The sequence below is a fragment of the Devosia enhydra genome (assembly GCF_900119845.1).
Classification (GTDB): domain Bacteria; phylum Pseudomonadota; class Alphaproteobacteria; order Rhizobiales; family Devosiaceae; genus FPKU01.
Window position 1 is genome coordinate 107790 of sequence record NZ_FPKU01000003.1, and the last position, 26628, is coordinate 134417.

Here is a 26628-nt window from a genome sequence, read left to right on the forward strand (position 1 = left end):
CTCAGCGCCTCCGCGACAGGCTGCCCAGGATGCCGCGCACGAGCGCCGCTCCCAGCCGGTTGGCCACGGTGCGGGCCATGGAATTGACCGCCGCTTCCATCGGGGTCTGGCGGCTCGATGGGCGGCTCGCTGTCTTGCGCGGCGCCTCGGCCTTGCGCCGCGCCGTCTCCTGCTTTTCCCATTCCGCCCGCTCGCGGGCGAGGTCCTCGTCGCGCGCCCGTCTCTCGGCCGCCGCCTTCAGCACCTCATAGGCCGACTCACGGTCGATGACCTCGTCATAAAGCCCGGCGACGGGAGACGATGCCATCACCGCGCGGCGCTCCTCGGGGCTCAGCGGGCCGATGCGCGAAGAGGGCGGGCGAATGAGCGTGCGCCCCACCATCGAGGGAATGCCCTTCTCCTCGAGCACCGAAACCAGCGCCTCGCCCGTCCCCATCTGGGTGATCACGGCCTCGGTCGAAAAGTCGGGGTTGGGCCGGAAGCTTTCGGCCGCAACCCGCACCGCCTTCTGTTCGCGCGGGGTATAGGCGCGCAGCGCGTGCTGGATGCGGTTGCCAAGCTGCGCCAGCACGGCCTCGGGCACGTCCATCGGGTTCTGGGTGACGAAATAGACCCCGACGCCCTTCGAACGCACGAGTTTCACCACCTGCTCGATCTTGTCGATCAGCGCCTTGGGCGCATCGTCGAACAAGAGATGCGCCTCGTCGAAAAAGAACACGAGCCGCGGCTTGGGCGGATCGCCGACTTCGGGCAACTCCTCGAACAATTCCGACAACAGCCAGAGCAGGAAGATGGCGTAGAGCCGGGGCGAGCGCATCAATTCGTCCGCCGCCAGCACCGAGACATAGCCCCGCCCGTCGGTGGTGGTGCGCATCAGGTCGGCCAGCGCCAGCGCCCGTTCCCCGAAGAACTGGTTGCCGCCCTGCTCTTCGAGCACCAGCAGCGCCCGCTGGATGGCGCCCACCGAAGCCGGCGCGATATTGCCGTAGCGCGCCGAAAGCTCGCGGGCCCGGCCGCTGATCTCGGCCAGCAGCGCCCGCAAATCCTTGAGATCGAGCAGCAAGAGCCCATCGTCGTCGGCGACGCGGAAGGCGATGTTGAGCACGCCCTCCTGGGTGTCGTTGAGCCCCAGCATGCGCGAAAGCAGCAGCGGCCCCATCTCCGAGATGGTGGTGCGCACCGGGTGGCCCTGCCGGCCGAACAGGTCCCAGAAGATCGTCGGGGCCGCCGCAAAGCCGTAATCGTCGAACCCGATCGCCTCGGCGCGCTTGGCGAGAAAATCCTTCATCTCGCCCGTGGCGGCGATGCCCGAGAGGTCGCCCTTGATATCGGCGCAGAACACCGGCACCCCGGCGCGCGAAAAGCTCTCGGCGAGCACCTGCAGGGTCACCGTCTTGCCGGTGCCGGTCGCCCCGGTCACCAGCCCGTGGCGGTTGCCGTAGCGCAGCAGCAGATATTCGGGCCGCGTGCTCGCGCCCAGAAAAATCGCGTCGTCGAGCAGCATCAGGGGCTCCATGGTCACGGGGGCCCTGCCCTTATAGCCGGATCGGGGCATCGAACAAGCCGGCCCGCCCTGTGGATGGTCGCGGGACAGTGGGGTAGGCCTCGGGCCCGGCCCCCTCGCCACGTTGGCGCCGCATTCCATTCATGCCGGGTTCATGCCGTGAGGATCAGGGTGTGCGCAGCGTCGAACTCCGATGATCCAGTGCGATCATCGCCCGGCGGGCATGTTCCGCCATCTGAGGAACCGAAGGGAGCGGCGCGGGTTTGAGGTCTGACGACCTCCAGGCTGACAGCCCGGCCGGTCTCCCGCAAGGAGAAGATAATGTCATTCAAACACGCTCTTGCGCTCGGCGGCTTCGCCGTGGCGATGCTGGGCACGACGGTCGCGGCGCTGGCCGCGCCGGCGATTGCCACCAGCACGGTCAATGTGCGGTCCGGCCCCGGCACGCAATTCTCGGTGGTCGATTCCCTGCGCTCCGGCCAGCGGGTCGATGTCGAAGGCTGCCGCGCCGGCTGGTGCTATATCAGCAAGCCGGGCCCCGATGGCTGGGTCTCGGGCCGCTATCTGGCCGAGCCGGCGGTGCGCGGACGTCCGCGCGTCTATTTCAACTTCAATTTCGGCCGCCCGCCCATGCCGCCCCCGCCGCGTCCGGGTCGTCCCGGCTGGGATGGTCCGGATCGTCCGGGTCCCGGTTGGGGTGGCCCCGGTCGTCCCGGCGGTCCGGGCTGGGATGGCCCGGGTCGCCCCGGTTGGGATGGTCCCGGTCGTCCGGGTGGTCCAGGCTGGGATGGCCCCGGCCGTCCCGGTGACGGCCCCGGTCGCCCCGGCGATGGCCCCGGCCGTCCCGGTGATGGTCCCGGTCGGCCCGGTGATGGTCCCGGTGACGGTCCCGGCCGTCCCGGCGATGGCCCCGGCCGCCCCGGTGATGGTCCCGGTCGTCCCGGCGATGGTCCCGGTCGCCCCGGCGATGGTCCCGGTCGCCCCGGCGATGGTCCCGGTCGCCCCGGCGATGGCCCCGGCCGCCCCGGTGATGGTCCCGGCCGCCCCGGTGATGGTCCCGGCCGCCCGGATCTTCCCTGCCGGCCCGGTTCGCCCATCTTCCCGGCCTGCGTGAACTGATCTCGCGACGACATCTCGACAAAGAAGCACCCGACGCCACACGGCGCCGGGTGTTTCATTTCATAGAGCCGCGCTCATGCTGCGATCACCGCGCGCATGTCAAAGCGCGTTCGCGCTCAGCCCTGCGAACCAGTCGGCATAAAGTGTGTTTCGCACGAGGTGCCGATTGAGATCGGGGGCGCCATCGGTCCACCACACCGGGCCCCGCTCGCCGAGTGCGCGCTTGGCGCGATCGACATCCGCCCGCGCCTCTGCCCGCAGCGCACCGGAGGTCGAGCCCACGCGCCGTCGCGCATCCATCAGATCGTTCACGAGCGCTTGCCGCTCGGCATCACCAAGGTCTGGATTGGAGGCGCGCCAGAGCCGGCCCCGGACCACGATATAGCGGCCGTCCGGGGTGCGGATCGGAGACATCAGGAGACCTGCGTGCCCTCGGGCATGCGGCGCGCTGATAGGTCGGCCACAGCCCCGAGGATCGCGGCCGAAATGGTCGGCGCCGTATAGGGCTTGGCGATGAACGGGGTGGCAAAAGGCAATTGTCCCTCGAGCGGCACCCGCCCTCCGGAGATCACGATCACCCGGATATGGGGCCACATATAGGCGACATGGTTGGCCAGCACGATGCCGTTGCGGCTGCCCGGCATCTGGATATCGGTCACCACCGCGGCAAAGCGCTCGGGCGCCGCATCGATCAGCGCCAGCGCTTCGGCCACGCTGCACGCCTCGCACGCCGCAAAGCCGCTCTCCTCCACGATCTCCGCCAGGTCCATCCGCACGAAGGCGTCGTCGTCCACCACCAGAATTGTGCTGCCCATAAATCCTCCCTCGGCCACAGCACAGAACGAGAAGAAGCCCGGACGGTTGCGTGCCATCGCTGCTGGCGGATGGGAGTCTGCCGAACATCTCGATGCCCCGCCGCGACGAGGCCAGCCGCCACGCCAGTCAAACTGCGTGCAATAAATAACGCTCTTGAAAGCCTGACGGCGTAACCTTCAATCCCATCCTGGCTGGCGGATCGGGCTCGCGACCACCATCATCGATGGCGAGATCTTTCAGAGCCTCAACATTCAGGATGCCGATGGCAACCTTGTCGGCTCCACTGTCGCCGGGTTTCCCAGCTTCAACTACGCAGATCGCCCCTGGAGACCAGATTCCGGTCGTTATAGCCGATGACGACCAAAGCCAGCATGATCCGCCGCGCTGCACTTGCGCCGCCGGCGCTGGCCCGAGAGTGAGCGGCCAGCCGGTCGGCCCGCGGCCGGACTAGACTCCGCTTTAGGGGGGGCGGCATGAGTGAGGAACTATCAAAGGCGGATCGAGCCCGCCTGGCACCAGGAATGGAGCCGGTGCCGCTCGAGAAGGCCGACCGCGATGTCGTGTTCCGACATTTTGTCGATCGCATTGTCACAAGCTTTCCCGACCTGCGCGAAGAACTGAGCGCTTGGTGCGACCAAGTTATCGCGAGTATGACGCGCGAGATAGAGCACGGCGACGAACTGTGGGTCTGCCGCAGCCGATTTGTCGGCACGCTGGCTGGACATGTGGGCCTCGGGATTGTCCGAGACGGGGTCGTCATAAAATATGAAGCTATCATCCGGCATTGATGCGGGGATGAGGCAACGAACCCTGCCAGCGTATTGCCCGCAACTCCGTGGTGCTGCAAGCTGTGGCATGGCGACGGAAGCACGCGCCGCACGGCCCGCCGTCCCCTGACACCCTCCTGTACGATTGCGCACTGTGCCAGCCCCACGGGCGTAGCGGGCGGTTGAACGCCCCATATCAGGGCTCCCTGCTGCTCTGGGGAACCCGCGTGGCAGGCCTGCGCTGGCCCTGATCCGAGGGGCCGTCCTCAGACAATGTAGGCAGACTTGGCTGGCGGAGAGCGGGCGACTTCGCCGGCCATTGAGCGAGGCTGCCCGCACTCCAGCCCGGACGCGACTGCCCCTCATCGAACCCTTACCCGTTGATCAAACACACTCTACCGCCCAGGCCAGCCCATCAGCTCCACCGTAAATTCCGATATTCGGCATATGTAAAATTCTTTTATGTCATTAATCGGAATATTCTTGACAGCCGCTGGTTGCCGTTTTCCTATGCCCAAGAAATGGCCACCCACTGCGGGGTGACCAAAGAGAAGACTTGAGGTGCAGGAAGATGGTTGCGGTCGAACGCGTGAAGAGTGGCAGCAAGTACGAGGACCTGTTCAAGTTCTCCCGGCTGGTGAAGGTGGGGAACTGGGTCTACTCGTCCAACACGGCGGGCCGGAACTACCAGACGCGCGAAATCTCGCCCGACGTGCGCAAGCAGGCGCACCAGGCGCTCGACAATCTTTCGGGCGCGCTGGCAGGCGTCGGCGCCAGGCTCTCCGACACAGTGCGTTTCCACATTTCGGTCGCGACGCGCGAAGACCTCGAGCCCGTCCTCGAAGTCATCGCAGAGCGCGTGGGCGGCAATGATCCGGCCCACACCATCGCCATCGGCACCCAGCCCCATGAGGAAATGAAGCTCGAGCTGGCCGTCATCGCCTATATCCGCGACCCCGACACGCCCGATGTCGTGACCCGGGTCACGGTTTGAGGCGGAGCGGGCAGATGGCTGACGTCGTCATCATCGGAGCCGGCATTTCCGGCGCCTCCAGCGCCTACGAGCTGGCAAAGGCCGGCCTCGACGTGGTGCTGCTCGATCGCTTCGGACCCGCCGCGATGGCTTCGGGCTGGACGCTCGCCGGCGTCCGCCAGTCCGGCCGGCACCCGGCCGAACTGCCGCTCGCCCGGGCGGCCGTCGAGATCTGGTCGAGCCTCGCCGAAGAGCTCGACAGCCCCACTTATTACCGGCGCGGCGGCAATCTGCGGCTGGCCCGCACGCCGGAGGAAGTGCCGGTCATCGAGGCCATCGTCGCCGACCAGACGGCGGCCGGGCTGGACCTGCGCCTTCTGTCCTCGAACCGGGACATCCGCGAGATCGCCCCGGCCATCGCCGAGCATGTGCTGACGGCCTCGTTCTGCCCCACCGATGGCAGCGCCGACCCCACCAGCACGGTCATGGGCTTCGTCAAGGCGGCCGAACGCGCCGGCGCCAAGACCCGCTTCGGCGAGCGGGTGACCGACATCGAGGTCGAGAATGGCCGCGTCGTGGCGGTGGTCACCGACAAGGGCCGCATCGCTACCCCGCGCGTGGTGGTGGCGGCGGGCATATTCGGCAATGAGGTGCTGAAGCCACTCGGCATCACGGTTCCCCTCCAGATACCCATGGTCACCGTGCTGCGCTCGGTGCCCATCGATGCGGTACTCGAGCAGGTCATCGGGGTGGCCAATGCCGATTGCGCCGGCCGGCAGGAATATAATGGCCGCTTCCGTGTCACCAGCGGCCTGCAGGACTGGCATGGCGGGCTGGGCGAACGCCAGACCGAAGCCGGCCCGCGCCCGCGCGTCCTGCCCACCGGGCACAGCATGGCCGAGGTGGTCGCGCTGTTCGGCGACGTCGTGCCGGCTTTCGCCGCCGCGCAGATCGAGGATTACTGGGCCGGGCTCATCGACCTGACCCCCGACGCCCTGCCTGTGATCGATGGCGATGTCGGCATCGAGGGCCTCGTGGTCACCATGGGCTTTTCCGGCCACGGCTTCTGCCTCGGCCCGGTGACCGGCCGGCTGGTCAGCGACATCGTGCAGGGCAAGCCACCGCGCTTTGCCATCGAGCCTTTCAAATACAGCCGTTTCCACAACAGCCGCGCCTTCACCGAAGGAGCGACGCTGCACGGCTGACGCGAAGTCCATAGAGTTTCTCAGTGAGGGAGAAATGCCTGATGACTATTCGTAAACTGAAACTGTATTCGGCCGCCGCCGCGCTGCTTGCCGGGCTCGGCGTCCATGCCGCCACCGCCCAGACGCTCAACGTCGCCGTGCCGGGCAACGACATGGCCACCCTCGATCCCCACCGCGCCAGCGCCACGCTCGACAAGAACGTCATCAACTGGATGTTCAACGGGCTGGTGCGCACCGCTCCCGGCCAGTTCTCGCTCGACACCATCGAGCCCGACCTGGCCGAAAGCTGGACCATTTCGGAAGACGGGCTGACCTGGACCTTCGCTCTGCGCCAGGATGTCAGCTGCCAGGGCGACTACGGCCCGCTGACGGCCAAGGACGTGGTCTATTCGCTCAAGCGCGCCGCCTCGCCCGAAACATCGAGCTATGCCGGCGACTATGCTGCCTTCGAAGAGATCACCGCGCTCGACGATCACACGGTGGAAATCAAGCTCGCCAACGCCATCCCCACCGTTCTGGGCCTGCTCGTGCCCTTCAATGGCGGCTCGATCATCTGCGAGGCGGCGGGCGAAGCGCTCGGCGAGAATTTTGGTCGCAACCCGGTGGGCACCGGCCCCTTCGCCTTCGCCGAATACCAGTCACAGCAATATGTTCGCCTGATTGCCAACGAGAAGTATTTCCGCGGCGCTCCGCAGATCAAGGAGATCCTGTTCCGCTATCTCGGCTCGGATTCGAGCCGCGACCTCGCCTTCCAGTCCGGTGAAGTCGACCTCGTGAACGGCCGCTTCGAGGAAAGCTGGCTCAACCGCACCGCGCAACTGCCCGATACCACGGTGCAGGTGCTCGGCCCCTACGAGCTGCACCAGCTGCACCTCAATATGAGCCAGCCCCCGCTCGACGATATCCGCGTGCGCCAGGCCATTGCCCATGCCGTCGATCGCGCCGGGCTCGTCGCCTTCCGCGGCGAGATGCTGACGCGCGAGGCGACCTCGGTGATCCCTTCGGGCTATCTCGGCCACGAGCCGCAGGACCTGCCCGAATATGATCCCGAAAAGGCCCGCGCCCTGCTCGCCGAGGCCGGCTACCCCGACGGCATCGACCTCAAGACGGTGCAGACCACCCTGCCCGCCATGCTGACCACGATGGAAGTGGTGCAGGCCCAACTGGCCGAAGCCGGCATCCGGCTCAATTTCGAGCTCGTCGACCACCCCACCTTCCACGCCCAGATCCGCGAGGACCTGTCGCAGGTGGTCTATTACGGGGCCGCCCGCCTTCCGGTGGCGGACATCTTCCTCACCCAGTTCTTCGATTCCCGCTCGATCGTGCAGACGCCGACGGCCGTGACCAATTTCTCCCACTGCGATGTGGGCGATGCCGATATCACCGCCGCCCGCACCGAGCTCGATCCGGAAAAGCAGAAGGCGCTCTGGGCCGATGCCCAGCGCAAGATCGTCGAGGCGCTCTGTGCCGTGCCGCTCTACGAGATGGGCCAGCCCTATGCGTGGAACAACAAGGTGCAGTTCGCCTATCCGCTGGCAGGCTCGCTGAACCTCTCGCCCATGATCGACGAAACGACACGACTGGCCAACTGATGCTGGGCTTTGTTCTGCGCAGACTGGGCTTCGCAGTGGTGACGCTGTTCGCCGTGCTGACCCTGGTGTTCTTCGTCATCAGGGTTCTGCCCGGAGACCCAACGGTCGTCATTCTCGGCGATCAGGCCAGCGCGCAGAGCATCGCGCTCCTTCGCGAGCGCATCGGGCTCGATCGGCCCATCTGGCTGCAATATGTGCAGTTTTTGGGAGGTGCCCTGCGTGGCGACTGGGGCACCTCCCTCGTTTCTGGACGTCCGGTGATCGGGGAGATCCTCAACGTCCTGCCCCACACCCTCGAGCTTACCGCCTTCGCGCTGGTGCTGGGGGTGGCGATGGGGCTGCCGGCCGGCATCTGGGCGGCGGTCAACCGCAACCGCATCCCCGATTACGTCACCCGCATCGTCTCGCTGCTGGGCTTGTCGGCCCCGGCCTTCGTCTCGGGCATCGTCCTGCTGCTGGTCTTTGCCATCGTGCTGCGCTGGTTCCCGGTGATCAGCAGCGGGCAAAGCACCGACCTCTGGGGCAAGCTGCGCGACCTGACGCTGCCCGCGCTCAATCTGGCGCTGATCATGGCGGCCTATGTCACCCGTGTCACGCGCTCGTCCATGCTCGAAGTGCTGAGCCAGGACTATGTGCGCACCGCCATGGCCAAGGGCGCATCGGGCACGGCCGTGGTGCTGCGCCATGCGCTGCGCAACTGCCTCATTCCGGTGGTCACCGTGGTGGGCCTTTATCTCGGCATCCTGATCGGCAATTCGGTGCTGACCGAAATCGTCTTCAACCGCCCGGGCCTCGGCAAGCTGATCGTCGGCGCGCTCAACCAGCGCGACTACACCATGCTGCAGGGCATGATGGTGATCTACACCCTGATCGTGGTGCTGGTGAACCTTGCCACCGACCTCGTCTATGGCCTCGTCGACCCCAGGGTGCAGTACAAATGAGCAAGGCCACCGACGTCTCCCCGCCCGCCCGTCGCAGCGAATTCATGCTCCTGGCCGGCAATGCGCTTGGCGCCACCCGCAAGGCGCTGACCCACAATCCCACGACGCTCGTGGGCACCATCATCTTCCTGCTCATCGTGGTTCTGGCGATCCTCGCCCCGCTGATCGCCCCCTATGATCCGGTGGCGCAGCGCATCGTCAATCGCCTGCAGGGCCCGAGCTGGGCCCACTGGCTGGGCACCGATTATTACGGCCGCGACATCCTCTCGCGCCTGCTGCACGGGGCCCGCTATTCCCTGATGATCGGCATCGCCTCGATCACGCTCGCGGTAATCATCGGCTCCCTGATCGGGCTGGTGGCAGGCTATTTCGGCGGGCGCATCGATATCGTGATCATGCAGATCATGGATGTCGTGCTGGCCTTTCCCGCGCTCATCCTGGGCATCATCCTCGTGGCGGTGCTGGGGGCGAGCGTCACCAACATCATCATCGCCATCGCCTTTACCGCCGTGCCCGCCTTCGCGCGCATCGCCCGCGCCCCGGTGATGGTGTTGCGCGAGCGCGAATTCGTGCAGGCCGGCCGGGCCCTCGGCTTTTCGGACCTGCGCATCATGTTCCGGCACATCCTGCCCAATATCGTGCCCGAGATCATCGTCATGGCCTCGCTCTGGATGGCGACGGCCGTGCGCACCGAAGCCTCGCTCGCCTTTATAGGGCTCGGCATCGCGCCCCCCACCCCGACCTGGGGCGGCATGGTGCGCGAAGGCTTCGAGAACATCCTCGACAGCTATTCGGTGGCGCTGTTCCCGAGCCTGGCGGTGCTGGTGCTCGTCCTGGCGCTCAATCTGATCGGCGACGGACTGCGCGACGCGATCGATCCCAAACTGGCGAAAAACGCATGACCGCTCCCGTTCTCGACGTCAAAGACCTGCGCGTCCGCTTCGGCAGGGCCGAGGTTGTCAAGGGCATCAGCTTCTCGCTTGAAGCGGGCAAGACCCTCGCGCTGGTGGGGGAATCGGGCTCGGGCAAGAGCGTCACGGCGCTCTCGATCATGCGGCTCCTGCCGGAAAAGGCGGTGGTGTCGGGCTCGATCCAGCTGGGCGAGACGCAGATGCTGGCGCTGCGCAAGGAGGAGTTGCGCAAGGCGCGAGGCCGGCTCGCCGGCATGATCTTCCAGGAGCCGATGACCAGCCTCAACCCGGTGATGCGGGTGGGCGACCAGGTGGTTGAGGCCCTGCGCTACCATACCGATCTCTCGCCGGACGCGGCCCGGACCGAAGTGCTGCGGCTGTTTGACCGCGTGCGCATTCCCGATGCCGGACGGCGCTTTTCGGAATATCCGCACACCTTCTCGGGCGGCATGCGCCAGCGCGTGATGATCGCGATGGCGCTAGCCTGCAAGCCGAACCTTTTGATCGCGGATGAGCCCACCACCGCGCTCGACGTGACCATCCAGGCCGAAATCCTCGGCCTGCTGGCTGAATTGCAGCGCGACACCGGCACCAGCGTGCTGTTCATCACCCATGACATGGGCGTGGTCGCCGAAATCGCCGACGACGTGCTGGTCATGCGCCATGGCGAGCTTCTGGAGCAGGGGCCGGTCGGGCCGATCTTCAGCGCCCCGCGCAACCCCTACACGCAGGACCTGCTGGCCGCGGTGCCGCGACTGGGCGACATGACCAGCCACACTGGGCCCAAGCGCTTCCGCCCCCGGACCGATGCCGCCCCGCGCGCCGCTCCGGCCATCGCAAGAGATGCCGAAACGCACGATCGCCGAAGGCCCCTTCTCGAGGTCTCCGACCTCGTCACCCGGTTTCCGGTGCGCCAGGGGCTTCTCGGCCGGCACGTCGCCAATATCCACGCGGTCGAAGGGGTCAGCTTTTCCATCGCGCGGGGCGAGACCCTGGCGCTGGTCGGGGAATCGGGGTGCGGCAAATCCACGACCGGCCGATCGATCCTGCGGCTCAACGAGCCGGTTTCGGGCACGGTGGGCTTCGAGGGCGCAGACGTGCTCAAATCCGACGGGCAGGATCTGCGGCGCATCCGCCGGCGCATCCAGATGATCTTCCAGGACCCCTATGGCTCGCTCGATCCGCGCCAGACCATCGGGTCGGCCATCGCCGAACCGATGCTCGTGCATGGGGTGGTGGAGGCCGGCGCGGTCAATGACAGGGTCGCCGAACTCCTGGCGCGGGTGGAACTCGATCCGGCCTCGGCCTCGCGCTTCCCGCATGAATTCTCGGGCGGGCAGCGCCAGCGCATCTGCATCGCGCGCGCTTTGGCGCTCAATCCGCAGCTGGTGATCGCCGACGAGGCGGTCTCGGCGCTCGACGTCTCGATCAAGGCGCAGGTCACCGACCTGATGCTCGACCTGCAGGACGATCTGGGGCTGTCCTACCTGTTCATTTCGCACGACATGGCGGTGGTCGAGCGCATCAGCCACCGCATCGCGGTGATGTATCTGGGCCGGATCGTCGAGATCGGCCCGCGTGCCGCCGTGATCGGTTCGCCCACCCACCCCTATACCCAAAGGCTGCTGGCCGCCGTGCCGGTCGCCGATCCCGCGCGCCGCCGCGAGCGGCGTACCGGCGATCTTGCCGAGGAACTGCGCAGCCCCCTCAGGCCTTTGGACTATGCGCCGCCACAGGCCCGCTACCGTCAAGTGAGCCCCGGCCATTTCGTCATGGAAGCCGCCTGAAGACTGGCGCCCGGACCCGCCGGGCGCCGCTTTCGTTCACCCATGCAGTTCCACTGTGCTGCCCGCAGCGCGACCGGCGAACCGGTCCATGGCGAAGGGCGCGATGGGGAAGCTCGTCGTGCCGGCTTCGGCCAGATCGGCGAGGATTTTGCCCGTTACGGGCCCCAGGCAGAAGCCATGGCCGGAAAAACCGGTAGCCAGCACGACCCCACCGGCGTCGGGCAGGATATCGAGCACCGGCAGCGCATCGATCGTCTGGTCGATGAGCCCGCACCACAGTCGGTCGAGCCGGACATCGCCGAGCGAGGGCACCAGCGCGCTGTAGCGCTCGACGAGGGTTGCCACGCTCCGGGCCGGCGGCCGCACCTGCGGCCAGGGGTCGAGCGCCATCCGGCCATCCCAGACCTCATGGCCACCCCCGATGCGGAACTGCCCGCCCACTTCTTGGCGCAGCGTGGTATCGCCATTGGCGACCCCGATCACCGGCATCTGCGGCGCCTCCATCGGCACCGAGCGCATCATCGTCGCGCTCATCACCTCGTAGGGCACATGGTATCCATAGGGCGCGATGAGGCTGTTGCCATAAATGCCGGTGGCGAGCACCACCGTCCCGGCGCTGATCGTTTCGGTCGCCGTGGTCACCCCGGTCGCGCGGCCGTTTTCGATCACGAGCCCGGTGACGGCCTCCCCGGAGCGGGTCTCGGCACCCAGCCGCTGGGCGGCAGCAACAAAGCTGTTCACGGTGGCCTGCGGATCGGCATGGCCATCGCTGGGGCAGAAAGAGGCGCAGATGACGCTTTCGGACACGAGCGGAGCGATCTGCTGCACCGCCCTGCCCCGTAGCAGCGACATTTCGAGGCCAGACTGACGATGATCCTCAACGATTGCCGCAATGCGGTCCGCTTCCGGTTCGGTGCGGGCGCAGCGCAGATTTCCCACCTGCCGGTAATGCGTCTCCCCGTCCAGTTCCTCCGCCAGGGTCTGCCACCGGCCGACCGCCGCCTGTGCCAGCGGCAGCTCGGCAGGGTGCCGGCCTGATTGCCGTACCCCCGCCAGCGTCCAGCCCGAGGCCATTGACGCTGGACCGTATTGATCTATCAACACCACCTTATGGCCGCGCCGCGCCAGCTCATGGGCCGTAGCCGACCCACTGATCCCTGCTCCAACAACCGCGACGTCGAACATGGTTCGCCTGCCCTTCTCTGCCGATGTTGACATGGATCATAGTACAATAATCGGTTTTGGCCTATAGTTGATATTCCGATAAACGGCATACACGGCCGGCTTTGGAGATTTTTATGGCGAGTGAGAGTTCCAGCAATGCCGAACGCGCCGGCGAGATCCTGATCCTGCTGGGCAATGCCGGCGTGGAGGAGATGTCGCTGCAGGCGCTGTCGCAAAAGCTCGACGAGGCCAAGTCCGGCACGCGCCGCGCCCTCATGGCGCTCTCCAAGCGCGGCTTCGTGGAGCCGGCCGGCCGCTACGGCCATTACAGGCTCGGCCCGGCCATCTTCGGGCTCGCCAACCGCGCGACCTCGGTGAGCGAAATGGTGCGCCGCTATCGCCCGGCGGTTACGGAGGTCGCGGCCGCCACCGAGCAATCGAGCTATCTGATGCTGCGCGCCGGCTTCGATGCCATCTGCGTGGACATGCATGAGGGCACCGCCTTCGTGCAGACCCTGACCGGGGGTGTCGGCGGGCGCGTGCCTCTGGGCATCGGTCCCGGCTCGGTGAGCATCCTGACCCTCCTCGATCCGCCCGACGTCGAAGGCATCCTGCAGCACAACGAACCGCGCTTTTCAAAATACAACAGCGCCGACATCGCCAAGGTGATGCGCGAACTCGAACGGGCCCGGTCGTTGGGCTTCAGCTACGATATCGGGGAAACCTATCCCGATGCCGGGGGCGTCGCGGTGCCGATCCGGTCGGGCCGCGGCATAACGGCCGCCGCCGTTTCCATCGCCATCCCCGCCTCGCTGCTCTCGCCGCAAAAGGCCGCCGATATCGGGCAAATCATCAGCGCCGCCATCAAGCGATGCGAGCCCGACTGACGAGCCCCTATCGCAGCGGCACGGGGCGATGATCCTCGGGCGCGGCGAGGAGGCGCGTCAGGTTGCGCGACACGCCGCTGAGGGTGAGCGCGAAGGTCGGGCGCGGCGGCGACTTTTGCCCGATCAGCCCCAGCGCGAACTCGACGGCGCTGCGATGCGGATCGATCACGGGATAGGCCAGAAGCGCGCTGATCGATGGCAGCGTCGGAATGAGCCCCGCTCCGCCCAAAACGATCGAGGCGGCCCCACTCGCAGCGGCCTTCAGGCTGAGGCTCTGCGCCATGCCGGCGGGCGTGTCGCCCTCGAGCGCAAGAAAGCCCGAAACCTTCTCGATCAGGTCGAGGCTGAAGGCCAGCTGCCTCAAGACCTCGAGCCACATCGCGCCGCTGGTGGCCACGAGAAAGCGCCCCGGGCCGAGCGCCGCCTTGCGAAATCCCGCTTCGGCAAAGCCGATGACCGGCACGCGCGCGATCTCGCGCAGCGCCTGCACGGCGGGATCGCCGAAACAGGCGATGATCACCGCATCGGGTTCTCCGGCCTCGGCGACATAATCGGCATAGACCTCGAGCACGGCATGGGCCGCCAGCACGAGACCGGTATGGGTCGAGATATAGCCGAACCCGAACGGGGCCGTCCTGAGGCGCGCCTCGGCCCGCCCGCCCAGCTCGTCGCGGACCAGGTCGAGGATGCTCGCCGAAACGGATGGCGAGATATTGGGATTGATCACCAAGATAACGGGCTTGGCGCCTGCGTTCGGCATCCGGTCGATCCAGTCTGCTGGGGGCTGCACCGCGCAGCGCGCCCGATGAAGGCGTCAGCGGAACCTCAGGCGAAACGTTCGGCGAGGATCCGGCCCATGTTCCGAAATCCCGTCTCGCATCCGAACAGCACCGGCTCGTTGCCCTCGAATTCGAGCGAGACATATCCGTCGTAACCGGCCGCCCGCAGCGCCGCGACGATGTCGACGAGCGGCAGGTCGCCATAACCGATGACGGAGCCGCAGATCTCCTGGCCGAACTGCGTTCGGAGCCAGCCCGGCCCGCGGCCGATGGCATTGCGGCGGACGTGGAAATCCTTGAGGTGGACGAAGGACGCCGCGCTCGCCAGCCGCCGCGTGCCGATCAGCGCCTCCTCGTCGACGCAGAGGAAATTGCCCACATCGATGGTGGCGCCGAAATTGGGGCGATCAACCGCCGCGATGAGGCGCAGCACCCGCTCGCTGCCATTCATGAAGAAGCCGTGGTTTTCAACGCTCGTCGTCACCCCCAGCGGCGCGGCGTGGTCGGCCAGCGCCTGCGAGAGCTCGGCGATGCGCGGGAAAAGCGCCTCGAACTCGGCATAATCGGCTTCCTTGCGCGCCCATTCGGTCACGTCGTGGCGGAAATAACGGGCCCCGAGCCGCGCGCAGGTGTCGACGGCGCGTTTGGCACGGGCGAGCTGCGCGGCCCGCTCATCGGCGTCCTCCGAGGTGAAATCAGCGGGAATGCAGATGCCGCTGATCTCGACCCCGGTCTCCTGCGCACCGGCGACAAGCGCCGCCAGCAGTTCGGGCTCATCGGTCAGCTCCCACGCGCTGTCGCGGCCCTTGGGCGTGAAGGTGAGGGTGGCGATCTCGAGATGGGTCGCGCCCTGCTCGGCGATCCAGCGGAACATGGCGGGCACATCCATGCTGCCCTCGAGCAGCAGGGGCTTGAAGCAGAACGAACTGAAGCCGGCTTTCATTGGCCTATCCTTTGACCGAGCCCGAAACGATGCCGCGCACGAAATAGCGCTGCAACGACACGAGGATGATGAGGGGCAGCGCCACCGAAAGGCAGGTGGCGGCCATCAGCACCGGCTCATCCTGCCCGTTCGAGGTGGCGATGCCGGCTGCCTGCACGGTGATCGGCGGCGCCAGGGTGCCTCCGCCCAGAAAGATCAGCGGGATCAGCAGGTCGTTCCACGACCAGAGAAATTGCAGGATGGCCAGCGCCGCGAGAATGGGCGCACAGAGCGGGATGACGATGGCGGTGAAGATCTGCAGCGGATTGGCGCCGTCGATCACGGCGCTCTCGAAGATTTCCTCGGGGATGGAAATGAGAAAGCCGCGGATCAGGAACACGCCATAGGGAATGGTGAAGCCTACCTGGTAGAGCCACACCGCCGGCACCTTGCCGTTGAGGCCGATGGCGACGAAGAGCTTGAGCAGCGGCACCACCGTCACCTGCGGGGGCAGCACCAGCAGCACCACCAGAGCCGCCGCAAAGAGCCGCGCCCGGGGCGGTTCGAGCCGCACCAGCGCATAGGCACCGATGGCCGAAAGCAGCGTGGTGAGGATCGTCACCGGTATGGCGAGCGCCAGCGAGGTGCCGGCAGCGTTGAGCACCCCGACATAGCCGATGGCGCGCGCGTAATTGTCGAGCGTCACCTTGGGGTCGACAAAGATCTGCCACCAGCCGCTGATGCCCATCTCCGATTGCGAGCGCAGCGACGAGGCCACCAGCCCTGCGATGGGCGTGAACCACAGCGCGCACAGCACCAGCACGATGGCGTGCAGAGCCAGCCGTCCCCCCTTCAGTTCCTGCCGCAGCGCCTTCAAATGACCGGTCATTTGCCCACCCTCTCCCACAGCCGCAGATTGGCTAGCGCGATGGGAATGGCCGCGATCAGCAGCAGCACGGCGATGGCGCTGGCGCGGGCCGCATTGTTGGCCGTGAACAGTTCGGAATACATTCGGTTGGCAACCACATCGGTGCCATACTGGCCATTGGTCATGATGTAGACGATGTCGAACACCTTGAGCGCGAACACCGCCGAGGTCGTCAGCACCACGAGGATGGCCGGCACGATCTGCGGCAGGGTGATGAGAAAGAAGATGCGCCATTCCCCGGCGCCATCGATCAGCGCGGCTTCGCGCAATTCGGCCGGCACGTTCTTGACGCCCGCCGAGACGATCAGCGTCGCCACCCCGACGCTCGCCCACAGCGCCACCACGATGAGGCAGATGCTGTTGAGCACGGGCGTCTGAAGCCAGGCCACCGGCTCGGATGCGCCCAGCCCCATCCAGATCGCATTGAGCAGCGCCACCTGCGGCGCATCGGCGGGCTGGTAGGAATAAAGCTGCCGCCAGATGATCGAGGCGGCGGTGAACGAAATGGCGGTGGGCAGCAAGATGATGGTGATGGCGAGCTTTTCGTACTTCACCCGGTCAAACAGCACCGCCGCGACGAGCGAGAGCACGATGGTGCCCAGCGGCAGGGCCACGAGCCAGAGCAGGCTGTTGCCCATCACCTGGATCATTTCGCCCGAAAACGCCCATTGGAAGTTCCTCAGCCCCACCCATTCGGTACTGCGATTGTTGCGCAGCGCCAGCCAGATGGTGACGACGAGCGGATAGACGAGGACGAGGGCGACGACGGCAAGAGGCAGGGAGAGCCAGAACCAGGGCCGCAGCACGCGGGCGGTTCCGGCGCCGAGCCGGGCGAGTATGCGCTCACCCAGCCCGAGCCAGAGATAGACGAGGCAAGGCAGGAGCACCGCACCGAGGCAGACAAGAACGGGAAGATTGTTCCAGATTTGCAAGGCTGGTGCTCCCTGGAGCGCTGCGAGGCGAAGTGGATACCGGTTCGCCGCCGCAAGCGCGGGAAAACAAGGATTTGGAGCTTTTCACCGCTTAAGGGACGCGGCGAAAAGCTCCCGTATCATTCGCCTTCGGCGGCCGACTGGATGTCGGCAAGGATCTGGTCGAGGCTCGAAGGATCCTGCAGGTAACGGCCGATGCCACGGTTGAAGGCGGCACCGACGGCGGGGATCGACATGATGTCGGGCGGGGCGACGAGGTCGACACCGTCGCGGAAATAAGTCGCCGCCACCTTTTGCAGCATGGCGCCGCTATAGGTCTCGGGCGGCACGGCGGTATTGCCCACGGCCCAGTGATTGGCCGAGGCCAGAAGCGTCTGGGCTTCGGCAGAGGCGAGGAACTTGATGAAGGCGCGGCTGGTCGGGTTGTCCTGCAACACCACGGTGGCGCCGGTGTTGAAGATCTCGGTATTGGCGAATTCGGGATTGTCGCTCGGGGTCTGGAAGAAGTCGATATTGACGCCTTCCTCGATGCCCTCGCCGATCAGGCCCGGCACCCAGCTGCCCCACATGGCGGCCTGGCAGGTCGGGGGGTCGGCGATGAGGCCGTTATAGCCGGTCGAGATCGATGAGGAGAGCGCACCGCGCGCACCGCCATAGATATTGGCATCCACCGTCGCGATGGCGCCGAACGCTTCCCAGGCCGATTTGACCTCGGGGCTGGTCCAGGGCAGTTCGCCGGCGCTCCACTGGGCCAGCAGTTCGGGCCCATGCATCTTGGAGAACAGGATCTGCACCCATTGCGTGCCGGGGAAGCCCGTGCCCGCGCCGGCTTCGAGCGCCATGCACCAGGGGGTCGCGCCGGTGGCGGCCACCTCCTCTGTCCACTTGACCACATCGGCCCAGCTCTGGGGCGGGTTGGGGCCGGTATAGGTTTCGGGATTGTACCAGATCATGAAGGTGCTGAAGCCCAGCGTGATCCCGTAGACCTTGCCGTCATAGGTCAGGCTGTCGATCAGCGTGGCGGAATAGTTCGCCAGTTCCTCGGGGCCCACGGCTTCGCTGAGGTCGAGCGTGTGGCCGTCGGCGGCGAGCCCGCGTGCGGTGCCCAGCGTCAGGTCGGCGATGGCGGGCGGATTGCCGGCCTGCAGCCGCGCCTGCACGGCAGCGGCGGTGGCGGCGGACGATCCGGTGCCGGTATAGTTGACCACCGTGCCCGTGGCATCGGTGAAGGCCTGGTGCAGCGACTGCTTGATCGCGCCCTCGGAGCCGCTGTTGCCCCCGATATATTCGAGCGTGGGATCGAGCTTGGCGTCCCCGACGATCTCCTTGACCTTGGCGACGGCCTTTTCATACAGCGCCGGGTCCAGCGGCTTGTCCTGGGCATGTGCGCCCCCCGCCAGCAAGGCAGCCGCAGCTGCCCCGATGAGTAGCCAGCGACGATTCAACGACGTAGACATCACCATCTCCTTTTGCGTACGCTGGAACCCTGCTCCAAGCATGATGGACGGTAGTGTCGCGTCGACAAGATTGTCAACAATGATTCATGCGATTGTGTGCAAGATTGTTCACGCGGATGCCACCCTGACCACGTGACGCCCCAGGATCTCGGCGAGATCGCGCGTCGAGGCCGGACGCTCGCGCGCATCGATGCCCGAGAACAGGTCGACGATATGGCTCAGCATCAGCTCTTCGGCGTCGTGAGCGCTCTTGTTGGCGATGGCCTCCACCAAAGCATCATGGGCATGCCGCTCGCAGAAAATGTCGACGCGCGCCGAATAGAGCGCAATGATCAGCGATGACTTGGCGCAAAGATTGCGCACGATGTCGAAATAGACCGTATGATTGGCGATTTCGGCAATCGACTCGTGGAACCGCGCCGACAGCAACAGCGCTTCGCCGCGCTTTTGCTGATGAACTGCTTCCTCTTCCTCGGCAAGGCAGCGCTTGAGGCGCACGATATCTGAAGGCCGGGCATTATTGGCGGCCATCGCGGCCACTTTCGGCTCGATCAGCGCCCGCGCCTCGAAGACTTCCTTGGCCTCTTTCTTTGAGGGCTGGGCCACGAAGGCGCCCCGATTCTTTTCAAGCTGCACGATCCGGTCATGGGCCAGCGCCTGCAACGCGGCGCGCACCACCGTGCGGCTCACGGAAAACAGCGCGGCGAGCTCGTCTTCGGGCAGTTTCGTGCCCGGCAGCAGGTCATGGGTGAGAATGGCGCCCGTGATCGCTGCGTGGATCGGCTGCCAGCTCTGGCCATCATTTGCCGCTTTGTCTCCGACACGTGCCAATCGGCAATCTCCTTCACGTCTGACGCGCTGTACTCATACGACCCGGAACGCGCCCCGCCAAGCGTCAACGGCAGGGTGTGTGCAACACCCGGCAAATGCGGACACCGTATTGAATACAAAATTTGCCTGTTATATATGCAATCTTGTGGCCCATTGGAGTGTGGCAGTGACAAAGACCGAGCATCCCGATGTCATCATCGTGGGCAGCGGCCCCACCGGATCGGCCTATGCGCGCACCCTGCGCACCCTGATACCCGACCTCACCATCCTCATGCTCGAGGCCGGCCCTGCACTTGGCGGCCGCCTCGGCCAGCATGTCGAGGCCATCCCGCCCGGTGCTCAGCGCCAGGCGGCCGCGATCGCGTCGCAGGGCCCGGCGACCGCCCCCTATGATCCGGCCAGCCGGGCGGAATGGTCGCGCCGCATTGCCGGCGGAGACGATGCCTCTCTGCTGCGGCGCCCCGGACTTTTCGTTGCCAATCACGCCGACCTGCACTCGGGAGACGCGGCCTTTGCCGGCTTTGCGGCCGCCAATGTCGGAGGCATGGGCGCGCACTGGTCTGGCGGCTGCCCGCGCCCGGCGCGCAGCGAATATCCCGATCTCTTTAACGACGCCGAGATGGATGCCCTCCTCACCGAGGCCGAGGCGATGCTCTCGGTCACGCCCGATCTCTTCGCCGGCGATCCCGGGCTCGATGCGATGATCGCCATCCTGCGCCCCGCCTTCGCCGAGGGTCGCCCGGCAGATCGCCGCGTCCGCACCATGCCGATGGCGGCCGGCCGCGTCGATGGCGAACTGTGCACTCATGGCGTTGACGTGATCTTGGGCGACCTGCTCGAAAACGACCCGGCCTTCACGCTGCGCCCGAACGCCACGGTGCTCCGCATCCTCCACGAGAACGGTAGCGCGACAGGCGTGGAGGTGCATGACCGGCTTGCGGACAGCATCGCGCGCATCCCCTGCCGCGCCGTAGTGGTGGCCGCCGACTCCCTCCACGGCCCGCAGCTGCTCCATGCCTCGGGCATCCGCCCGCCGGCGCTCGGGCGCAATCTCAACGAACATTTCCAGGTGTCGCTGCTGGCCGAACTCGACACCGCCGCCACGCCCAAAGGCATGATGTGGATCCCGTGCCTTGGCGACGCCTTCCCCTTCTCGGTCACCATCGGGGGCGCCAATCCCGGCCACATGCCCTTCGATCGCCCCCAGGACCATGCGCTCGCCTTCATCAGCGTCTTCTGCGCCGGCGACATCACGCCCGACAACCGCCTGCGTTTTGACGACGAGGCGCGCGACTGGCGCGGCCTGCCCCGGCTTTCGGTCGATCTCCGCCTCACGGGGAATGACCAGTCCACCCTCGCTGCCGCTCGCGCGCTCACTCTTTCGATCGCCGATGCGGTCGGCCGCCCCCTTCCCGGCCACATGCCGATCAGCCCGCCGCTGGGCAGTTCGCTCCATTATCAGGGCACGCTGCGCATGGGCTTGCGCCCCGATGACAGCGTCAGCGATCGCAACAGCCGGGTCTGGGGCTTTTCCAACCTCCATGTCGCCGGCAATGGCGTGCTGCCCACCGCCACCGCCACCAATCCGACGCTGATGTCGGTTTCGCTCGCCATCGCGGGCGCCCGCGCGCTCGCCACGCGCCTGTCAGAAGGAGGCCTTGATGCCTGATCCGGTTCGCGTTCTCGTCGTCGGGCTCGGCACCATGGGCCGCAGCCACGCCAGTGCCTATCACCGCAATCCGGGGTTCGAGATCGTCGGGCTGATGAGCCGCTCCATCCTTTCGAGCGCCATCCCCGAGGAACTGCAGGGCTATCCCCTGTTCGAGGATTTCGACGTGGCGATCGCGAAGACCCGGCCCGATGCCGTCTCGATCAATTCCTGGCCCAACACCCATGCCGACTATGCCATCCGCGCCATGGAAGCGGGCGCGCATGTGTTCATGGAAAAGCCCATCGCCACGACGCTGGCCGATGCCGAGCGCGTGGTTGCCACCGCCCGCGCAACGAACCGCAAGCTGGTGCTGGGCTATATCCTGCGGGTCCATCCGAGCTGGATCAAGTTCATCGAACTGGGCCGCACGCTCGGCAAGCCGCTGGTCATGCGGCTCAATCTCAATCAGCAGTCGAACGGCCCGGCCTGGACCTGGCACAAGAACCTGATGGACTCGCTTCTCCCCATCGTCGATTGCGGAGTGCATTATGTCGATGTCATGTGCCAGTTGACGGGCGCGCGCCCGGTACGCGTACACGGCATCGGCGCGGCGCTCTGGGCCGATGCGGCACGGCCCAATTACGGCCACCTGCACGTCACCTTCGATGACGGGTCGGTGGGCTGGTATGAAGCCGGCTGGGGCCCGATGATGAGCGAGGTGGCCTATTTCGTTAAGGACGTGATCGGCCCCAAAGGCGCCGTCTCCATCGTCCCCGCCGCTCCGGGAGACCGGACCGACGACGTGTCGGCCTCCGCCGATATCGACCGGCACACCAAGACCGACCGCATTCAGTTTCATTCCGCCGAGGTCGGGCCGGACAAGAACTTCACCACCGCGGACACCTTCTTTTCCACTGAGGACGAGCCGGACCATCAGGACTTGTGCGACCGCGAACAGGCGCTGTTTCTCAAGGCGATCCGCGAGGACATCGACCTCGAACCCTCCATGCAGGCGGCCATCGACAGCCTGCGCATCGTGCTTGCCGCCGAGCAGAGCATGGCCAAAGGGCGCGTGATCGAACTCGATTGATGAGGCTCGGACGATCCCGAGGATCGCGCCTGCCGTTTGAGGGGCGAAGAACAGCACGGCGCAAGAACGCCGCCAGGGCAGATCTGCTTCCGTCCGGTTGGGCCGCTTAATGGACCTTGGCCTCGCCTCAGCGAAACTGCCGTCGGCACCCCGGCCCCGTCCACATGTCAGGCCGGGACAAAGCCCTCATAGCCGCCGATGACGGCGACGATGTGCGCTGCGACCATGGGCATGCTCCTCACGAGTGTAGAGAAACAGAAAAGTGCCCTGAAGGGCCTTCAGGAGATCGAATTGCCTATGGATGAGAACTTAATATTCATGAATATTTAGCGGCGATTGCCGAGGCGAGAATTTCGCTGGCCATGAGCGCTCCAAAACATATTTTGTAATCGCTGCCTATTTTTCTTGTAATAGCCCTTCCAAGCGACCACTTTAGGGTCAGGGATGCGTAAGGTCCATCAAGCCTGCGGCGGCTTCTGATGCCCAACGACCATTTGGTCGCCCGTCCCTCGAGCAGGAGGCCCGCATGTTCGGGTATTCCACTAACGGGACGGACAAGATCCGTGCACTTAAGGTCGCCCAACGCCGGTCAGCGCAGGAGCGTTGGCCCTTCCTGACGACACTCGATCTCTCTGGGCTTCATAATCCTGTGCAGCTGGCGCGTCTCATTCAGGATCGCTCCGCTGTATCGCGAGGCGAGGCGGATGCCCAGGTCGAGATATGGATGCGCGGCTACAATCGACGTGTATTGGGTCGGGGCGCTTTGCCCAGTTTCATCACGTTCACGCCCACTCTCAGGCCTCGCCTGTCTCTGGCTCCATCGAAGTGAAGCCCTCTGCCTGGCGTTGCTGGCGAAGCCTGGAACGCTGAGCAGACAGGGGTGGCCCCCGTGATGCCGACTGACAGGATACGCTATGGAACCATCGCGCCTTATGGCCTGTCTCACCGCAATTCGCTGGCGCCCGCTCACTCTGGCGCAGGCGCTCTCAATCAACCGTGCGCAGGTCAATACATGGCTGCTCGGGGAGGAGCAGATTCCTGTTCGGGTCGCTTCATGGCTGGAAGCCCTCTGCTTCAACCACGAGGCCGCAGAGCTTTTGACGCCAAAGGTTGTTGCCACAAAAGACGGGCTCAAAATCGCGGAAATGGCGTTCGCGGAACATGTCCCGGTATATGCTTACCACTTGCTGCGGCGGCTGGGGCAGCATCCGGTCAGTCTGCTGTCGCTTTATGGCACAGACGATGAGGCTGCCGTATTTTTTCTCGTGTCCAGAGGCCTTGCTGAACGCGCAGCAGAAAACCTCCTGATCACCCTGGACGGACGCCGGATAGGCAACGTTGAAACTTGAACCTTCGTGTGCGGTTTGTGGCGCCTGAAGCTGATCTCTGGCACGACATGCCATCCGTTTATGGTTTTAAGACTGTAGCGATCGATAACGCATCCATTCATCGATCCGGCGACTTTCAAAGGCGAAATTTGCCTGGCCGATTGCGCAAACTCCAGGGCGGCCGCGAATCCCATGCATACTTTCTGCTGGCCGCCCTTTTTTCTTACTCGATTTTTGAGATCACATCGGTCGACGCCGCTGGTCAACTCGATCTCAAATCCTCATCGATCGGCTCGGTATTGTCCTTGACGCTCTCGCCAGCAGCTATCTGCGTCAGAGCTGGGTAGTGCGCCCGCCATTGGGGCGGCGGATGATCAGGTGGCCATGATCGCCGCTCGACGGCTTGTCGGTGTCGACGCGCAGAGAATTCCAATCGCTCGCATTTGCTGCAGGGGCAGAGCGGCTTGAGAGCCGGACAATCCGTCCCCGATACCGCACCTTGCGCCGGCAGAGCCCGCATTTGACCAGGGTCAGTTGCTCGTGCCCGGGCAGCCTGCGCGAGGGTATGAGGCCGCCCGGCAAGCGGCTCCTGGCCGCAGCCTGCCCTTGTATCGGCCATGGGGTCGGCGACCCATCTTACCCCGCACCTCCTTGATCGACAGGCGGTGCGCCGCGCGAGCTCCTTATCGGCCATGTCGGGATTGTGCGCGCGCCGCTGCAGCGCCTCTGTCGAGCGGTTGAGATTGAGGGTGACGGCGATTTCCATGGCGATCTCATTTCGGGTCGCCGGGTCCCATAACACGAACACACTGGGAGCAAGGCGGGTGGGGCTTGCGGACAGCGCCCAGATGCGCGTGGGACGGAACCTCAAGGTCGAAGCAAGCTTGACCTTCGCCACAGCCCTCGAGGATGTCATGCCGCGCTTCTATTTCGATATTGGGCTGGACATCATGTACCACGATCTCGTGGGTTATATGTTCAGTGACAGGCAGGCAGCCGAGCGCGAGGCCCGGAAAGCGTTGGTACAGATAGCGCTTGATGAATTGGCCGGTTCGTTTTCCGCGTCGACGCTGACCATCCATATTCGTGACGAGAGGCACGATCTGATCAGCATTTTGTCGCTGACGTTCGCCCGTCACTCATTGGCCTCACCCCCCAAAGCCTCAGCCGCCTAAGCGCCGCCGGCCGCCTGGGATGTGGTCAGGGCGTCGTTGGCAAGGGATCTAAAGTCGGAGTTGCGCCCTTGTCAGCTAAACTCCAAGATGCTGGCTATGCAGAAGTATGGGCGAACCTACCACCTGCCGATCTCGCCGGGCGCAACAGCTGATGACAAGGTCATGCCTGCCGTTGACGGGCTGATGGTTGATGACCTCCTTATCACAGAGAAGATGGATGGTGAGAACACGACCATTCATCTTGGTGGCACCCACGCCCGAAGCCCGGACAGCCGGCATCATCCATCACGAGACTGGCTGAAGGCTTTTGCCGCTGGCATCAGTCCGCGCCTGAGGCCGGACGAGCGTATCATTGGCGAGAACCTCTATGCGCGTCATACCATAGCCTACGATGATCTGCCGAGCTTCTTCCTCGGCTTCGCGTTGGTCTTGGGTGACCGATTTCAGTCGTGGGATGCGACGCTGATGCGGTTCCAGGAGCTGGGCATTACACCGGTACGAACGCTCTACCGCGGCTCCTACACCGCCACCCTGTTCGCGGACATGGCGGCGGCGTTGCACGCGCAAAGGCAGGAAGGGTTCGTCGCGAGGATCGCAGATGGATTCTCGGAAGCCGACATGCCGGTAAGGATGGGAAAATTCGTGCGCGCCAACCATGTCCATAGCGGTGAACACTGGATGAAGGCGCAGATGGTGCCCAATCGACTGATCCAACCGTAAGTCCAGAATGGCCTCCTTTGATCTTTGGTGGGGTGGTTGTAGCGGACGAGCCCAGTCCGTTGCTATGGATGCTCGGCACCGACGTTTTGTGAGGAGCTTGCAATTTTGTCCCGGATACCCCGCCTGAACTGCTCTGGATTGTCCCACTGGTACTTGCAATCCTTTTGGTCGGCTTAGTCTTGTTTTTCGCCTTCATGATTCGGCAGTTTTTGCGTCTACGCCATCCTCCCGAGAGAATAAAAGGCGCCGAAATGACACACTGGTCAATGCAGCAACTCGGCTTTCTCTTTATACAACCTGAGCTCCGACTCGACCGCAGATTGCTGTTCACGAGCTGGGGCCTAATACTCGGATCGATGGCGCTACTTTTTGTCCTTGCTTTGGTCTTTGGGACACCCACGCGCCTAAATAATTGATTTGGTCGCCGACCCTGAGACCGCAAGGGTATGCGCGATGAGTTCGCCGCGTCTTATGCGTTTAGGGCGTGGGGTGCCAACCGATTGACGGCCGCGTAGCCACTCGTCGCAGAATTTCGACTTCATCGGGCCTGATTGGAGCGGTAAGCGGCTCTTGCACCCAAAACCCCGCGATGAACCACTTCTCCCCGACATTGAAGTCGGTGTTGCAATCACCATCGCCCCAAGTCATTTCAAAAGGGGTAATTTCGCCTGTGGTGGGTCCGATAATCGCGGTGTCGACGCGAAACAGCGCAGCGCTCACGTTTTGGTACTTGGAACATTTAGGGGGAAAATTACCCCACTCCCAGTCCCACCACCGCAACTGACCCTGTTCATTGAGACACTGGCGGGGCGGGGCGCCGAGCACCTGAGCGCCTCCCTCGACAACATAGCCGACAACGGTACCGCCATAAATCTGCTTAACGCCAGCTATTTTCTCGGCGAGTGTAGCGGGGTAATAAGCGATATCACACGCCTCTGTACAAATCGTCATGGAGGCAAGCGCAGCCAAAACTAGTCCTGTTCTCATGCCGCATTCCTCTTGGCGCGCTCGATAGTGCGCTTCTTGGGCCGTGGCGTCCAGCGATCCCGCCCGATGCGGGGTTGAGGGCTGGCGGTTTTTCAGCCGCTTGCATATTCTGATCGCTGGAGGCTTAAGATGAGCGTCGTTTTTCGCCAAGGCATTTGCTCG

General features: G+C 65.0%; 25 protein-coding genes. 14 read left to right on the forward strand and 11 right to left on the reverse strand.

The window, feature by feature from the left end:
- Window position 1 precedes the first annotated feature (1 nt).
- Complete coding sequence (locus tag BT183_RS15235; RefSeq protein WP_072346247.1) at window positions 2–1504, reverse strand: helicase HerA-like domain-containing protein; 1503 nt, start codon at window positions 1502–1504, stop codon at window positions 2–4.
- Between the two features lie 321 nt (window positions 1505–1825).
- On the opposite strand from BT183_RS15235, the gene BT183_RS15240 reads away from it, so the two are divergent.
- Window positions 1826–2623 (forward strand): SH3 domain-containing protein, encoded by a 798-nt coding sequence (locus BT183_RS15240; protein WP_072345112.1) that lies wholly within the window; start codon window positions 1826–1828, stop codon window positions 2621–2623.
- Between the two features lie 99 nt (window positions 2624–2722).
- Here BT183_RS15240 and BT183_RS15245 read toward each other — a convergent pair whose 3' ends face one another.
- Both BT183_RS15245 and BT183_RS15250 read right to left on the reverse strand, forming a co-directional pair.
- Entirely contained in the window at window positions 2723–3037 is a 315-nt protein-coding gene (locus tag BT183_RS15245; protein WP_072345114.1) for a hypothetical protein, read from the reverse strand.
- Window positions 3037–3438 carry a response regulator gene (locus BT183_RS15250; protein WP_177282580.1) on the reverse strand — a complete coding sequence of 134 codons (402 nt, stop codon included), beginning with the start codon at window positions 3436–3438 and terminating at the stop codon, window positions 3037–3039. The genes BT183_RS15245 and BT183_RS15250 overlap by 1 nt, the downstream gene beginning before the upstream one ends.
- Before the next feature lie 474 nt (window positions 3439–3912).
- Here BT183_RS15250 and BT183_RS20535 point away from each other — a divergent pair, with 474 nt between their 5' ends.
- The 7 genes from BT183_RS20535 (at window position 3913) to BT183_RS15285 (ending at window position 11615) form a co-directional block, all read left to right on the forward strand.
- The gene (locus BT183_RS20535; protein WP_143145838.1) at window positions 3913–4227 is read left to right on the forward strand and encodes a hypothetical protein; all 315 of its coding nucleotides are present in this window, start codon (window positions 3913–3915) and stop codon (window positions 4225–4227) included.
- A 550-nt stretch (window positions 4228–4777) separates the two neighbouring features.
- Window positions 4778–5200 carry a Rid family hydrolase gene (locus BT183_RS15260; RefSeq protein WP_072345118.1) on the forward strand — a complete coding sequence of 141 codons (423 nt, stop codon included), beginning with the start codon at window positions 4778–4780 and terminating at the stop codon, window positions 5198–5200.
- A 14-nt stretch (window positions 5201–5214) separates the two neighbouring features.
- Entirely contained in the window at window positions 5215–6384 is a 1170-nt protein-coding gene (locus BT183_RS15265; protein WP_072345120.1) for an NAD(P)/FAD-dependent oxidoreductase, read from the forward strand.
- 41 nt (window positions 6385–6425) lie between these two features.
- A complete protein-coding gene (locus tag BT183_RS15270) occupies window positions 6426–7976 on the forward strand; it encodes an ABC transporter substrate-binding protein (RefSeq protein WP_072345122.1) in 1551 nt (516 codons plus the stop codon).
- Window positions 7976–8917 (forward strand): ABC transporter permease, encoded by a 942-nt coding sequence (locus tag BT183_RS15275; protein ID WP_072345125.1) that lies wholly within the window; start codon window positions 7976–7978, stop codon window positions 8915–8917. The genes BT183_RS15270 and BT183_RS15275 overlap by 1 nt, the downstream gene beginning before the upstream one ends.
- A gap of 44 nt (window positions 8918–8961) precedes the next feature.
- Entirely contained in the window at window positions 8962–9819 is an 858-nt protein-coding gene (locus BT183_RS15280; protein WP_072346251.1) for an ABC transporter permease, read from the forward strand.
- Entirely contained in the window at window positions 9816–11615 is a 1800-nt protein-coding gene (locus BT183_RS15285; RefSeq protein ID WP_072345127.1) for an ABC transporter ATP-binding protein, read from the forward strand. The genes BT183_RS15280 and BT183_RS15285 overlap by 4 nt, the downstream gene beginning before the upstream one ends.
- Window positions 11616–11651: 36 nt before the next feature.
- Here BT183_RS15285 and BT183_RS15290 read toward each other — a convergent pair whose 3' ends face one another.
- Window positions 11652–12833 (reverse strand): FAD-dependent oxidoreductase, encoded by a 1182-nt coding sequence (locus BT183_RS15290; RefSeq protein ID WP_084603591.1) that lies wholly within the window; start codon window positions 12831–12833, stop codon window positions 11652–11654.
- Between the two features lie 80 nt (window positions 12834–12913).
- On the opposite strand from BT183_RS15290, the gene BT183_RS15295 reads away from it, so the two are divergent.
- Window positions 12914–13666 carry an IclR family transcriptional regulator gene (locus BT183_RS15295; protein WP_072346253.1) on the forward strand — a complete coding sequence of 251 codons (753 nt, stop codon included), beginning with the start codon at window positions 12914–12916 and terminating at the stop codon, window positions 13664–13666.
- Between the two features lie 7 nt (window positions 13667–13673).
- Here BT183_RS15295 and BT183_RS15300 read toward each other — a convergent pair whose 3' ends face one another.
- The 6 genes from BT183_RS15300 to BT183_RS15325 all read right to left on the reverse strand — a co-directional run bounded on the left by BT183_RS15300 (window position 13674) and on the right by BT183_RS15325 (window position 19515).
- Entirely contained in the window at window positions 13674–14426 is a 753-nt protein-coding gene (locus BT183_RS15300) for an aspartate/glutamate racemase family protein (RefSeq protein ID WP_072345131.1), read from the reverse strand.
- A 65-nt stretch (window positions 14427–14491) separates the two neighbouring features.
- Entirely contained in the window at window positions 14492–15388 is an 897-nt protein-coding gene (locus BT183_RS15305) for a sugar phosphate isomerase/epimerase family protein (protein ID WP_072345134.1), read from the reverse strand.
- Between the two features lie 4 nt (window positions 15389–15392).
- Window positions 15393–16256: a carbohydrate ABC transporter permease gene (locus BT183_RS15310; RefSeq protein ID WP_072345136.1), complete on the reverse strand. Its 864-nt coding sequence runs from the start codon at window positions 16254–16256 to the stop codon at window positions 15393–15395.
- A complete protein-coding gene (locus BT183_RS15315) occupies window positions 16253–17227 on the reverse strand; it encodes a carbohydrate ABC transporter permease (protein ID WP_084603593.1) in 975 nt (324 codons plus the stop codon). The genes BT183_RS15310 and BT183_RS15315 overlap by 4 nt, the downstream gene beginning before the upstream one ends.
- 119 nt (window positions 17228–17346) lie before the next feature.
- Window positions 17347–18684 (reverse strand): ABC transporter substrate-binding protein, encoded by a 1338-nt coding sequence (locus BT183_RS15320; protein WP_177282582.1) that lies wholly within the window; start codon window positions 18682–18684, stop codon window positions 17347–17349.
- Window positions 18685–18792: 108 nt separating this feature from the next.
- Window positions 18793–19515, reverse strand: a complete 723-nt coding sequence (locus BT183_RS15325) for a GntR family transcriptional regulator (protein WP_072345140.1) — start codon at window positions 19513–19515, stop codon at window positions 18793–18795.
- Between the two features lie 166 nt (window positions 19516–19681).
- Between BT183_RS15325 and BT183_RS15330 the strand changes: the two genes are divergently transcribed.
- From BT183_RS15330 to BT183_RS15350, 5 genes are all read left to right on the forward strand, one after another.
- A complete protein-coding gene (locus BT183_RS15330; RefSeq protein ID WP_072345142.1) occupies window positions 19682–21184 on the forward strand; it encodes a GMC oxidoreductase in 1503 nt (500 codons plus the stop codon).
- Window positions 21177–22256: a Gfo/Idh/MocA family protein gene (locus tag BT183_RS15335; RefSeq protein ID WP_072345144.1), complete on the forward strand. Its 1080-nt coding sequence runs from the start codon at window positions 21177–21179 to the stop codon at window positions 22254–22256. Before BT183_RS15330 ends, BT183_RS15335 begins: the two co-directional genes overlap by 8 nt.
- Window positions 22257–23170: 914 nt before the next feature.
- A complete protein-coding gene (locus BT183_RS15340) occupies window positions 23171–23605 on the forward strand; it encodes a hypothetical protein (RefSeq protein ID WP_143145840.1) in 435 nt (144 codons plus the stop codon).
- A 743-nt stretch (window positions 23606–24348) separates the two neighbouring features.
- Window positions 24349–24759 (forward strand): DUF6894 family protein, encoded by a 411-nt coding sequence (locus BT183_RS15345; protein ID WP_143145841.1) that lies wholly within the window; start codon window positions 24349–24351, stop codon window positions 24757–24759.
- A 96-nt stretch (window positions 24760–24855) separates the two neighbouring features.
- A complete protein-coding gene (locus BT183_RS15350) occupies window positions 24856–25479 on the forward strand; it encodes an RNA ligase family protein (protein ID WP_072346257.1) in 624 nt (207 codons plus the stop codon).
- Between the two features lie 477 nt (window positions 25480–25956).
- Here the strand turns inward: BT183_RS15350 and BT183_RS15360 are convergent, their stop codons facing one another.
- Window positions 25957–26616: a hypothetical protein gene (locus BT183_RS15360; RefSeq protein WP_143145842.1), complete on the reverse strand. Its 660-nt coding sequence runs from the start codon at window positions 26614–26616 to the stop codon at window positions 25957–25959.
- Between the last annotated feature and the right edge of the window lie 12 nt (window positions 26617–26628).

What these genes read in the sequence shown, in the direction of transcription:
- BT183_RS15260 (WP_072345118.1), top strand. Translation starts at nt 4,778, where the DNA reads ATGGTTGCGGTCGAACGCGTGAAGAGTGGCAGCAAGTACGAGGACCTG.
- BT183_RS15285 (WP_072345127.1), top strand. Translation starts at nt 9,816, where the DNA reads ATGACCGCTCCCGTTCTCGACGTCAAAGACCTGCGCGTCCGCTTCGGC.
- BT183_RS15310 (WP_072345136.1), bottom strand. Translation starts at nt 16,256, where the DNA reads ATGACCGGTCATTTGAAGGCGCTGCGGCAGGAACTGAAGGGGGGACGG.
- BT183_RS15290 (WP_084603591.1), bottom strand. Translation starts at nt 12,833, where the DNA reads ATGTCAACATCGGCAGAGAAGGGCAGGCGAACCATGTTCGACGTCGCG.
- BT183_RS15270 (WP_072345122.1), top strand. Translation starts at nt 6,426, where the DNA reads ATGACTATTCGTAAACTGAAACTGTATTCGGCCGCCGCCGCGCTGCTT.
- BT183_RS15305 (WP_072345134.1), bottom strand. Translation starts at nt 15,388, where the DNA reads ATGAAAGCCGGCTTCAGTTCGTTCTGCTTCAAGCCCCTGCTGCTCGAG.
- BT183_RS15300 (WP_072345131.1), bottom strand. Translation starts at nt 14,426, where the DNA reads ATGCCGAACGCAGGCGCCAAGCCCGTTATCTTGGTGATCAATCCCAAT.
- BT183_RS15250 (WP_177282580.1), bottom strand. Translation starts at nt 3,438, where the DNA reads ATGGGCAGCACAATTCTGGTGGTGGACGACGACGCCTTCGTGCGGATG.
- BT183_RS15295 (WP_072346253.1), top strand. Translation starts at nt 12,914, where the DNA reads ATGGCGAGTGAGAGTTCCAGCAATGCCGAACGCGCCGGCGAGATCCTG.
- BT183_RS15240 (WP_072345112.1), top strand. Translation starts at nt 1,826, where the DNA reads ATGTCATTCAAACACGCTCTTGCGCTCGGCGGCTTCGCCGTGGCGATG.
- BT183_RS15280 (WP_072346251.1), top strand. Translation starts at nt 8,962, where the DNA reads ATGCTCCTGGCCGGCAATGCGCTTGGCGCCACCCGCAAGGCGCTGACC.
- BT183_RS15350 (WP_072346257.1), top strand. Translation starts at nt 24,856, where the DNA reads ATGCAGAAGTATGGGCGAACCTACCACCTGCCGATCTCGCCGGGCGCA.
- BT183_RS15245 (WP_072345114.1), bottom strand. Translation starts at nt 3,037, where the DNA reads ATGTCTCCGATCCGCACCCCGGACGGCCGCTATATCGTGGTCCGGGGC.
- BT183_RS15335 (WP_072345144.1), top strand. Translation starts at nt 21,177, where the DNA reads ATGCCTGATCCGGTTCGCGTTCTCGTCGTCGGGCTCGGCACCATGGGC.
- BT183_RS15235 (WP_072346247.1), bottom strand. Translation starts at nt 1,504, where the DNA reads ATGCTGCTCGACGACGCGATTTTTCTGGGCGCGAGCACGCGGCCCGAA.
- BT183_RS15275 (WP_072345125.1), top strand. Translation starts at nt 7,976, where the DNA reads ATGCTGGGCTTTGTTCTGCGCAGACTGGGCTTCGCAGTGGTGACGCTG.
- BT183_RS15320 (WP_177282582.1), bottom strand. Translation starts at nt 18,684, where the DNA reads ATGTCTACGTCGTTGAATCGTCGCTGGCTACTCATCGGGGCAGCTGCG.
- BT183_RS15265 (WP_072345120.1), top strand. Translation starts at nt 5,215, where the DNA reads ATGGCTGACGTCGTCATCATCGGAGCCGGCATTTCCGGCGCCTCCAGC.
- BT183_RS20535 (WP_143145838.1), top strand. Translation starts at nt 3,913, where the DNA reads ATGAGTGAGGAACTATCAAAGGCGGATCGAGCCCGCCTGGCACCAGGA.
- BT183_RS15340 (WP_143145840.1), top strand. Translation starts at nt 23,171, where the DNA reads ATGGAACCATCGCGCCTTATGGCCTGTCTCACCGCAATTCGCTGGCGC.
- BT183_RS15345 (WP_143145841.1), top strand. Translation starts at nt 24,349, where the DNA reads ATGGCGATCTCATTTCGGGTCGCCGGGTCCCATAACACGAACACACTG.